Source organism: Streptomyces sp. NPDC027189 (genome assembly GCF_055566975.1).
Window position 1 is genome coordinate 311,439 of the sequence record NZ_JBVHRI010000001.1, and the last position, 10,013, is coordinate 321,451.

Sequence of the window (10,013 nt, forward strand, 5' to 3'; positions counted from 1 at the left end):
GCTACTTCACCGCGACCTGGGAGATGTCCAGAACGCCGGTCCAGTCGCTGATCACGATGTTCTTGACGGCGCTTCCGTACAGCCGCTTGTAGACGGGGTGGAACAGCGGCACGGTCAGGGCCTGCTCGCCGACCTTCTTGTCCAGTGCGCCCCAGCGCTTGGCAGCCTCGTCAAGATTCGTCAACTTGTTGATCGCGTCAATCTCGTCATTGACCCACTTGTCATTGAGGAAGCCGGTGTTGAAGTTGGCACCGTCCTTGACGATCTGCCGGCCGTCGAAGATCGGGGCCAGGAAGGGGCCGCCCGAGGGCCAGTCGGCACCCCAGTGGGCGAGGAAGAAGCCCGGCTCGGTCTTGACGCTGTGGATCTTGTCCTTGTAGTCGTTGATCTCCAGCCCCTGGAGCTTGACGGTGATCCCGGCCTGCTTCAGGGCGTCCTGGATGGCGGTCGCGATCTCCGGGCTGGTCTCGAAGTCCTTGTCGTTGGAGTGCGTGAGCGTGATGGTGAGCCCGTTCTTGTAACCGGCCTCCTCCAGCAGCTCCTTGGCCTTGGCCGGGTTGCCGGACTTGCCCGCCGGGAAGAGGTCGTACGGCGTGTAGCCGAAGGACTTCTGGTTCGGCAGATACGTCGTCGCGGGCTCGGCGAGCGACGAGCCGCCCGCCGCGTTGATCACCGACGTACGGTCGATGGCGTACGAGATCGCCTGGCGCACCTTGGGGTTGTTGAACGGCTTCACCTTCGGGTTGAAGGCGATGTAGTTGGTGTAGCCGAAGTGTCCGGTACCGACGCGCGAAGCAAGATCCTTGTCACCCGTCACCTTGGCGAGCTCGGCCGGGCCGAGGTTGGTGTCCGTCGTGACAGCGGTGGCGTCCGCTCCCTGGGACGCGGACAGCCGCTGGTTGATCACGGACGAGTCCAGACCCGACCGTACGTCGATCTTGTCCGGGTAAGCCTTGCGCTCGGCGTCGGTCGACGCGGACCAGTACGTGTTGCGCTCCAGGGTCAGCCGCTCGCCGTCGTTCTCGTTCTTGACGATCTTGTAGGGACCCGACGAGATCGGGTGCTCCTCGTACTTGGTGCCGTTGTCCTTGGCCTTCAGCACGGGCGCGAACTGCGTCTGCGTGGCCAGGTACGGAAACTCGCCCTCGGGCTTGTTGAGGCGGAAGACGATGGTCAGGTCGTCCGGCGTCTCGATCGAGTCGAGGCCCTTCTTGTCCTTGTACGGGCCCTGGTAGTCGGCGCCGCCGATCAGCCAGTCCCTCAAGTAGGGGGCACCACCGGAGAGTTCGGCGGCGAAGGAGCGCTCGATTCCGTACTTGATGTCGGCGGAGGTGATCGGCGTGCCGTCCTCGTACTTGAGGCCCTTCTTCAGGGTGTACGTCCACACGGTCGCGTTCTTGCTCGGGCGGCCGGTGTCCGTGGCGAGGTCGGAAACGACCTTGGCGCCGGCGGCACCGCTCTCACGGTTGCGCGTGGTGAGCGTGCGGAAGACGAGGGAGGGGACGTTGCCGCCGCCGGAGGTGTAGAGCCGCGCCGGATCGAAGTCCTCCTGCGGGTTCGCGTTCAGGACGGTGAGCGTGCCGCCCTTCTGCGGCTTGGCGTCGCCACCGGAGCTCTTGGCATCGTTGTCCTTCGGCCCGCAGGCGGCGGCGCCCGCTGCCACGACCAGGCTGACGGATGCCGCGGCCACGCGGCGCGCTATGACGGACGGATGACGCATCGGAAGACGACCTCTCGGATGGTGAGACGGATTGACGCAGAGTGAGACGGAAGAGCGCAGAGCTCGCCCAAGGCGTCAGGCGTCGACATCCGACCGAGAGAGACCAGGATTGACCGGACCGGAAGAGACCCGTGCGCCACTACGGGGCACACGGACAACACGGGAGAAAGCGACGCACTCGCCAGGGGCGGGCGTCAGCGACAGTGAATGTCGGCCACGCAGAGCGGGGTCACGCCGATCAGCGCCAGCTCAATGGCGGCGCGGGCGGAGACGTGACGAGGCGACATGCGGAGAAATATGAACGAACTTTCGCCGCATGTCAACGTGACCTGTGGGGCGCCTGTCAACTCCCCGGATAGGGCCAGGGGTTGGCCCTGCAGTGGATCCCGTCGTGGTCGAGGAACTTGGTCTGCTGCTGCATGACGGGGGCCAGTTCGCCGTCCTTGTCGCAGGTGACGTGGCCGTATCCGAGGCGGTGGCCGACCTCGTGGTTGATCAGCATCTGCCGGTACGCGTGAATTTGGTCACCGTAGGTCTTGGAGCCCTGGGCCCAGCGGTACGCGTTGATCATGACTCGGTCGGTCGACGCCGAGTCGCACGACACGTTGTCCTCCGTCGTGTCGAGCCCCGACTTGGCGCACCACTTGGCGGTGGTGCCCGGGCTCGCCAGCGTGATCACGAAGTCGGGCTTACCGGAAGAGATCCGCTCAAAGGTTCGGCCGCCGTTGTGTGCCCAACTCCGGTCGTCGTTCAGGGTCTTCTGCACGGCCTGCGCGAAGAGGTCGCCGTCCAGGCCGAGGCCCTGCTCCACATCGACGCGATAGGTGTACTTGCGGCCCTTGCCCGGCGCCTTGTCGAAGCCGAGGACCGCGGCGAACTTCCCCGAGCCCATGAGCGTCGCGCCGAGCGCGTACCTCTTGGCCATCTTCTGGTCGTACGTCAGTGTCGTCGCGCTCGGTGTCCCCGACTGGGTCGGCCGGTCGTCCCCGCGCGAGGCGGAGTCGTGGGTCTCGCGGCCGTTGCCGCCGGCGGACCGCGCGCTCGCGTCGGCGTCCTGCCGCCCGGTGGCGACCTGCCCGGCCACGACGACGGCCAGCACGGTGGTGACGGCGGCCGCGGCGATCCCGGTGAACGCCCGCCCCTTGACCGCCTTGCCCTTCGGCGGCTCCTCGACCTCGGGCAGCGGCTTCTCGTCGGCCTCCGTGTCCCCGTCCGTGACGGAGCCGTACGGGTCGGTGCGGTGCGCCGCCGCGTCGCGGGGCGCGAAGACGTCGACGTCCTCGTCCGCGTCGAGGTCGAAGGCGTCGACGTAGGACTGCCGGGGGCCCTGCCCGGACTCCTGGCGCTGACGGGGGATCCGGGGCCCGGGACGGCCGGACGGCACGCCGTACGGAGCGCCTTGCGGCGCCCCCGGCGACGCGGTCTGCGGCCCGCCGCGCGGCGCACCGCCGCTGAACTCGCCCCAGCCACCGCCCGGTTCACGCTGCTCGGGGTGACCGCTACGCACTCGGGGGACGCCGTGGGCGGGGGTTCCGTCGGGGAAACGCGGGACGCCGTGCGCCGGGGTTCCGTCGGGAAGGCGCGGCACACCGTGCGCCGGAGTCCCGTCAGGAAGACGCGGCACCCCGCGCGCGGGGGTCCCGTCGGCCATGATCGGGGAACCGTGCGCGGGCGTCCCGTCGGAAAGACGAGGCACGCCGTGTGCCGGAGTGCCGTCCTGGAAGCGGGGCACGCCGTGCGCGGGCGTCCCGTCCGGGAAGCGAGGCACGCCCTGTGCCGGAGTTCCGTCCGCGAGACGCGGGACGCCACGCGCGGGCGTCCCGTCCAGCGGGGGCCGCGGACCCGGCGCGCCCGGAGGCGGAGTCGCCGTACGACGAGAGGGGGCGGGTCCCGGCGCCGGGGCCCTTGCCGCGTCCTGCGCCGGAACCGCGGGTATCTCGGAGGTATCGGTCTTGCCTGCCCGCCCCCGACGGCTGTGACGTCCCACGTCCCGCCTCAGCTCCTCGCGCCCGCAGCGGACGTAGCGGCCAACTCGCCTGTGTCCGCTAGGAGTTCACGGAAGGCTGTGGCTACCGTCTCGGGGTACTCCATCATCGCGACGTGTCCCGCCTCCGGCAGCGACAGCAGCCGGGAGTCACGGAAGGCGCGGGCCGCCCGCTGGGCCATGCGGTAGCCGACGAGCTGGTCGCGACCGCCGTAGATGAGCAGCGCCGGCGCGAGCACGCGCTCGGCCTGGCGCCACAGCCCGTGCTGGCCGCCCAGCGTGTACGCGTTCACCAGCCCGCGCGACGAGCGCGTCATGGCGTCCCAGAAGTACGGGAGGGCGAGCCGCCGCTCCAACTCCTCGACCGCCTCACGGAACGCCTCGGGCGTCACGATGCTGGGATCCCCGTAACAGAGCGCCATGACCCCGCGTACGCGCTGCTCGGCGCTCCACTCCTTGGTGAGCCTGGTGAACAGCCGCGCCACGCCGGGCACCGCGAGCAGCGCGGTCGGCCAGGCGGTGCGCTGCGCCCGGATCTCCGGGAGCGCGGGCGAGATCAGCGTGAGCGTACGGACGAGGTCGGGGCGTACGGCCGCGACGCGCGTCGTGACGGCCCCGCCGAGCGAGTTCCCGAAGAGGTGCACGGGCCCGCGCCCGGCCGCGTCGAGATAGCGGATGACCGCGCGCGCGTGACCCGTGACCGAGTAGTTCCCGTCGTCCGGCGGCGGCGAGTCCCCGAAGCCGGGCAGGTCCACGGCCTCGCTGTCCACGATCCCGTCGAGCAGCGGCATCAGCCCCGACCAGTTCTGCGAGGAACCGCCGAGGCCGTGCACGTACAACGCGGGCGGCAGTCCCACCCGCTCCGGCGGTCTCGACCGGATCGTCAGCGTGATACCCGGCAGCCCCACCGATCGCAGCCGCTCGCCCGCCGCGACCCTGACCGCACCGACCCTCGGTGTGACAGTGGTGGCCAGCACGGGCGGCAGTTCGGTCGAAGACATGCGGCAATGTTACGAGACGATCACGCAGAGGCTCATGTGTTCGCCGTCACAGATCGCGAGCGGATGGCATAGCGCCCCGATCGGGTGTCTCCTAGGCTTCAGACGAGGGCACTCGTACGCATACAGGAGCGCACTCGCCCCGCTCGGGAAGAGGAACCATGACAGTCGACCCGACAGACCCCGAGACCTTCAACGACCAGTTCCGGGAAATTCTCGACGCGGAGGCTCCGGAAGCCGCCGCCGCCGAGCATGTCACCGAACTGGACCCCGTCGAGGACGTCGACCAGCAGCCCCCCGGCGACTCCCTGAACGCCAATGAGGCGGACCTCGCCGAGCAGGCAAGGGTCGTACAGCTCAACGAGGACGACTACCGGTGATCGACGGGAACGCATACCGTTGATCCATACCGTTGATCAACAAGGGCGACCGCCCGCGACGGGACGCCGCTGACCAGGGCAGTCGGGGCGATGTAGCGCCGATCTCACCCCGTTCCGCAGGCTTTGCGCCACTATCGCCCGCGTCCGGTCCGTGAAATTCTGCGCTCGCACCGCGCACACCACGGTTACCGAAAAGTACGATGGCCGCGCGGCGCACACCGCATGTGGACAATTTTGGGAGGCGGCGTGACAGCCATCGAGCAGACAGAGGCGGCACGCCCGCGGGGCACTCGCCTGCCGCGCCGTGCCCGACGCAACCAGCTCCTCGGCGCCGCCCAGGAAGTTTTCGTTGCGCAGGGGTACCACTCGGCCGCCATGGACGATATCGCCGAGCGCGCGGGCGTCAGCAAGCCGGTCCTCTACCAGCACTTCCCGGGCAAGCTCGATCTGTACCTCGCCCTGCTGGACCAGCACTGCGAGTCGCTGCTCCAGGCGGTTCGGACCGCGCTCGCGTCCACCACGGACAACAAGCTGCGCGTCCGCGCGACGATGGACGCCTACTTCGCGTACGTCGAGGACGACGGCGGCGCCTTCCGGCTGGTCTTCGAGTCGGACCTGACCAACGAGCCCGCGGTCCGCGAGCGCGTCGACAAGGTGACGCACGAGTGTGCGGAGGCGATCTGCGAGGTCATCGCGGAGGACACGGGTCTGTCGCGCGCCGAGTCGATGCTCCTCGCCTCCGGTCTCGGCGGCCTCGCCCAGGTGGTGGCCCGCTCCTGGCTGCACAGCGACCGCAGCGTCCCGCGCGACCAGGCGGTCCAGCTGCTGACCTCGCTGGCCTGGCGGGGCATCGCCGGTTTCCCGCTGCACGGCACGGATCACCACTGACCGCCATTTTGTTCCCGTCCACTGTTCGCTCCTGGCGTTCTTGGGCGGAGCGTGTACGTCCCCTCACCGGGCTAATGTGTGCTGCGTACGGCGCGGACACACGCGCACATCACTGACCGTCGGAGGGACAAAGCCGTGGAGGTCAAGATCGGCGTGCAGCACGCGCCCCGCGAGATCGTTCTGGAGAGCGGTCAGACCCCGGAAGAGGTCGAGCGCGCGGTGTCCGAGGCGCTGTCCGGCAAGTCGCAGCTGCTGAGCCTCGTGGACGACCACGGCCGCAAGGTCCTGGTTCCGGCCGACCGCCTGGCGTATGTGGAGCTCGGCGAGCCCACGCAGCGCAAGGTGGGATTCAGCGCGCTGTAGTTCGAGCGAGCGACAACAGAAGCGTGCGGGGCCCGGTGGCACAGCCACCGGGCCCCTTCGCATGCATGGCGCGGGCGGTCCCTTCACTCGCACATCGAGTCGGCCCGTCGCCCGCACATCGAGTCGGCCCGTCGCCCGCACAGCGACTCGGCCCCTCGCCTGCACAGCGGGTCGGCCCCTCGCCCGCGGAGGGCCCCTTCGCTCGCACAGATGGAGTACAGATGGGCCACAGGGGAGGATTGCATTCCGCACGTCAGGGGTAAGACCGGCTACGACCGATTTGCACCGGCCGTGCGGGAGGGACCCCCACCATGTTCTTGGAAGCGCTCGGCTCCGCGATGCTCGGTCTCGCGCTGGCGTGGGCCGCTGCGTACCGGCTGCCGCATCGGCTGCCGGCCCGCAGCCTGGTCCTGTCGACCGGAGTGGCCGGAGCCCTGTTCGGTGCCTTCCTGACGCACACCGCGCTGGGCACCGGCCACTTCCTGGTGATCCTGCTCGGCGCGGTGGCGGTCTCCGCGGCCCTGCTCTCCCTGCTGCTCCGTCCGGAGGAACGCTTTCGCCGCCGCTCGGCGACCGCGTAACCCGTTCCGTAAGGCTCCCAAGGGCCCCAAGCCGCCCGCTTAGGCCGCCAGCCCCAGCGCGGCCATCCGCTTCGTGTGCGCCTCGGTGATCCGCGAGAACATCCGGCCGACCTCCGCGAGGTCGAAACCGTCCGCGACGCCGCCCACGAGCATGGTCGACAGGGCGTCACGGTCGGCGACCACGCGCTGCGACTGGGACAGGGCCTCGCCCATCAGACGGCGCGCCCACAGCGCGAGCCGGCCACCCACACGCGGGTCCGCTTCGATCGCGGCGCGCACCTTCTCGATGGCGAAGCCGGCGTGCCCGGTGTCGTCGAGGACGGCGAGGACGAGCCCGCGCGTGTCGGAGTCGAGCCGCGCCGCGACCTCACGGTAGAAGTCGCTGGCGATCGAGTCGCCGACATACGCCTTGACGAGGCCCTCCAGCCAGTCCGAGGGCGCCGTCTGCTTGTGGAAGCCGTCCAGCGCGGCGACGAACGGCTCCATCGCCTGCGTCGGCTCCGCGCCGATCGCCGCGAGCCGGTCCCTGAGCTGCTCGAAGTGGTGGAACTCGGCCGACGCCATCTTCGCCAGCTCCGCCTTGTCGCTCAGCGTCGGTGCCAGCTTGGCGTCCTCGGCGAGCCGCTCGAACGCCGCGAGCTCGCCGTACGCGAGCGCTCCGAGCAGGTCCACGACCGCGGCGCGGTACTGAGGGTCGGCGGAGGCCGTGTCCCAGTCCTGGGCGGCGACTCCGGTGGCCGCGGGAGCGGTGTCGTCGGCGGCCTCGGCAGGTGTGTCAGCGGCGTTGTCAGGCGTCGTCATGAAGCGCACAATAGCCCGCTCACCGCGGCAGGGAAGTCCCTGGTCAATCAGTGTGACGACGAGTACGTGACCAAATCGGCCATCGCATGTGCGCGATTCCAGGGTATGGTGGTAATGCGCCCGGCGAGTATTCGACGGGCCGCACGAATGAGGATGCCCGGTCGGTGGCCCGATCGGCTCCGACCTGACAGCCCTCCTCGTCCGTACGGCACAGTGCGTACTGACGATACGGAGGGACCCTCAGCGGTACGAGCGCTCGAGCGTCGGCAGTGGTCCCATGCCACTCGGCCCGCCCGACAAGCGGCCGACGTCCCCGGCACGGTCCCGACACGACCCCCGCGCTCGCCTCGCACCGCGTACACAGAAGAGGCAGCACCCTGACTACGACTTTCCGAGAGCTCGGGATCCTTCCCGAGACAGCCGAGGCCCTTGAGGCCGTCGGCATCATCAGCCCCTTCCCCATCCAAGAGATGACGCTCCCCGTTGCCCTGTCCGGCACCGACGTCATCGGACAGGCCAAGACCGGCACCGGCAAGACGCTGGGCTTCGGCCTTCCGCTCCTGGAGCGCGTCACCGTCCCCGCGGACGTCGAGGCGGGCCGGGCCAAGCCCGAGCAGCTCACCGACGCCCCACAGGCCCTCGTCGTCGTCCCGACGCGCGAGCTGTGCACCCAGGTCACCAACGACCTGCTGACCGCGGGCAAGGTCCGCAACGTACGCGTTCTCGCCATTTACGGCGGCCGGGCGTACGAGCCGCAGGTCGAGGCCCTCAAGAAGGGCGTCGACGTCATCGTCGGCACCCCCGGGCGACTGCTGGACCTCGCGGGCCAGAAGAAGCTCAACCTCAAGCACATCAAGGCGCTCGTCCTCGACGAGGCCGACGAGATGCTCGACCTGGGCTTCCTGCCCGACGTCGAGAAGATCATGAACATGCTGCCGACCCGCCGTCAGACGATGCTGTTCTCGGCGACCATGCCGGGCGCGGTCATCGGTCTCGCGCGCCGCTACATGTCGCAGCCCACGCACATCCGGGCCACCGCGCCGGACGACGAGGGCGCGACGGTCCGCAACACGGCGCAGTTCGTGTACCGCGCGCACAACATGGACAAGCCCGAGCTGGTCGCGCGCATACTGCAGGCCGACGGCCGCGGTCTCGCGATGGTCTTCTGCCGCACCAAGCGGACGGCGGCGGACCTCGCCGACCAGCTGCAGCAGCGCGGCTTCGCCTCCGGCGCGGTCCACGGCGACCTCGGCCAGGGCGCCCGCGAGCAGGCGCTGCGCGCCTTCCGCAACGGCAAGGTCGACGTCCTTGTCTGCACCGACGTCGCCGCGCGCGGCATCGACGTCGAGGGCGTCACGCACGTCATCAACTACCAGTCCCCCGAGGACGAGAAGACGTACCTGCACCGCATCGGCCGTACGGGCCGCGCGGGCGCGTCCGGTACGGCGATCACGCTCGTCGACTGGGACGACATCCCGCGCTGGCAGCTGATCAACAAGGCGCTGGACCTGGGCTTCAGCGACCCGCCGGAGACGTACTCCACGTCCCCGCACCTCTTCGAGGAGCTGGGCATCCCGGCCGGCACCAAGGGTGTCCTGCCGCGTTCCGAGCGCACCCGCGCCGGGCTCGCGGCCGAGGAGGTCGAGGACCTCGGCGAGACCGGTGGGCGTGGCCCGCGCGGTCGCGGTGGCCGCGGGGATCGCAGCGATCGTGGTGACCGCTCCTCGGCGCCGTCCGCCGAGCGCGAGCGCGCGGCGCGTGCGCCGCGTCGTCGCCGTCGTACGCGCAACGGTGCGCCGCTGGAGGAGACGTCCGCGTCTCCGGCTCCTGAGACAACGACCGAGTCCGTCTCCGCCGAGACCAACGAGGCCGTCGAGCCCCGTACGCCGCGGCGTCGTCGCCGTACGCGCGCCGGGGCGGCGTCGGAAGCGGTCGCGTCGGTGACCTCGGTGGACGAGGCCGCGGACGCCGCCGTGGCGACGGCCGAGGGTGTGGTCGACGAGACGGCCAAGCCGCGCCGTCGCCGGACCCGCAAGACGGCGGAGCCGGTCGAGACGGTGCAGTCCGTGGAAGCCATAGAGACCGCGGATACGGCCGCGCCCGTCGCGGTCGAGACCGTCGCCGCGGATGTCGCCGAGGCTCCGGCCAAGGCGGTGCGTCGCCGTACTCGCAAGGCCGCGGAGGCCGTTGTCGACACGGTCGAGGCCGCGTCGGAGGCCGCGGCCGAGGCGGAGGCCAAGCCGCGCCGTACGCGCGCCAAGGCCGCCGCTGCCGTGGACACCGCCGAGGCCGCCGACG

At 70.1% G+C, this 10,013-nt stretch carries 9 protein-coding genes and 1 pseudogene; 5 read left to right on the forward strand and 5 right to left on the reverse strand.

From position 1 onward, the window contains the following. Position 1: 1 nt before the first annotated feature. The 4 genes from ACZ4RZ_RS01400 to ACZ4RZ_RS01415 all read right to left on the reverse strand — a co-directional run bounded on the left by ACZ4RZ_RS01400 (position 2) and on the right by ACZ4RZ_RS01415 (position 4,705). Complete coding sequence (locus ACZ4RZ_RS01400; RefSeq protein ID WP_467740899.1) at positions 2-1,720, reverse strand: ABC transporter substrate-binding protein; 1,719 nt, start codon at positions 1,718-1,720, stop codon at positions 2-4. Positions 1,721-1,914: 194 nt separating this feature from the next. Next, the gene (locus ACZ4RZ_RS01405) at positions 1,915-2,007 is read right to left on the reverse strand and encodes an Ms4533A family Cys-rich leader peptide (protein WP_467740901.1); all 93 of its coding nucleotides are present in this window, start codon (positions 2,005-2,007) and stop codon (positions 1,915-1,917) included. Positions 2,008-2,063: 56 nt separating this feature from the next. Next, the gene (locus ACZ4RZ_RS01410) at positions 2,064-3,707 is read right to left on the reverse strand and encodes a DUF3152 domain-containing protein (protein ID WP_467740903.1); all 1,644 of its coding nucleotides are present in this window, start codon (positions 3,705-3,707) and stop codon (positions 2,064-2,066) included. Between the two features lie 8 nt (positions 3,708-3,715). Beyond that, complete coding sequence (locus ACZ4RZ_RS01415) at positions 3,716-4,705, reverse strand: alpha/beta fold hydrolase (RefSeq protein ID WP_467740905.1); 990 nt, start codon at positions 4,703-4,705, stop codon at positions 3,716-3,718. Between the two features lie 158 nt (positions 4,706-4,863). Between ACZ4RZ_RS01415 and ACZ4RZ_RS01420 the strand changes: the two genes are divergently transcribed. From ACZ4RZ_RS01420 to ACZ4RZ_RS01435, 4 genes are all read left to right on the forward strand, one after another. After that, the gene (locus ACZ4RZ_RS01420) at positions 4,864-5,082 is read left to right on the forward strand and encodes a hypothetical protein (RefSeq protein ID WP_467740907.1); all 219 of its coding nucleotides are present in this window, start codon (positions 4,864-4,866) and stop codon (positions 5,080-5,082) included. Between the two features lie 246 nt (positions 5,083-5,328). Next, positions 5,329-5,970: a TetR/AcrR family transcriptional regulator gene (locus ACZ4RZ_RS01425; protein ID WP_095936492.1), complete on the forward strand. Its 642-nt coding sequence runs from the start codon at positions 5,329-5,331 to the stop codon at positions 5,968-5,970. Positions 5,971-6,105: 135 nt separating this feature from the next. Then, positions 6,106-6,333 carry a DUF3107 domain-containing protein gene (locus tag ACZ4RZ_RS01430; RefSeq protein ID WP_095852722.1) on the forward strand — a complete coding sequence of 76 codons (228 nt, stop codon included), beginning with the start codon at positions 6,106-6,108 and terminating at the stop codon, positions 6,331-6,333. 311 nt (positions 6,334-6,644) lie between these two features. Then, on the forward strand, positions 6,645-6,914 hold the full coding sequence (locus ACZ4RZ_RS01435; protein ID WP_189189400.1) for a hypothetical protein: 270 nt from the start codon (positions 6,645-6,647) through the stop codon (positions 6,912-6,914). A gap of 39 nt (positions 6,915-6,953) precedes the next feature. Here the strand turns inward: ACZ4RZ_RS01435 and ACZ4RZ_RS01440 are convergent, their stop codons facing one another. Then, the gene (locus tag ACZ4RZ_RS01440) at positions 6,954-7,724 is read right to left on the reverse strand and encodes a ferritin-like fold-containing protein (protein ID WP_467740909.1); all 771 of its coding nucleotides are present in this window, start codon (positions 7,722-7,724) and stop codon (positions 6,954-6,956) included. Between the two features lie 461 nt (positions 7,725-8,185). On the opposite strand from ACZ4RZ_RS01440, the pseudogene ACZ4RZ_RS01445 reads away from it, so the two are divergent. Continuing rightward, positions 8,186-10,013 (forward strand): annotated as a pseudogene (locus ACZ4RZ_RS01445) (DEAD/DEAH box helicase); the annotation flags it as partial.

Bases quoted from the DNA above. Each gene is read 5' to 3' on its own strand.
- ACZ4RZ_RS01435 (WP_189189400.1), top strand. From the start codon at position 6,645: ATGTTCTTGGAAGCGCTCGGCTCCGCGATGCTCGGTCTCGCGCTGGCG.
- ACZ4RZ_RS01420 (WP_467740907.1), top strand. From the start codon at position 4,864: ATGACAGTCGACCCGACAGACCCCGAGACCTTCAACGACCAGTTCCGG.
- ACZ4RZ_RS01405 (WP_467740901.1), bottom strand. From the start codon at position 2,007: ATGTCGCCTCGTCACGTCTCCGCCCGCGCCGCCATTGAGCTGGCGCTG.
- ACZ4RZ_RS01400 (WP_467740899.1), bottom strand. From the start codon at position 1,720: ATGCGTCATCCGTCCGTCATAGCGCGCCGCGTGGCCGCGGCATCCGTC.
- ACZ4RZ_RS01415 (WP_467740905.1), bottom strand. From the start codon at position 4,705: ATGTCTTCGACCGAACTGCCGCCCGTGCTGGCCACCACTGTCACACCG.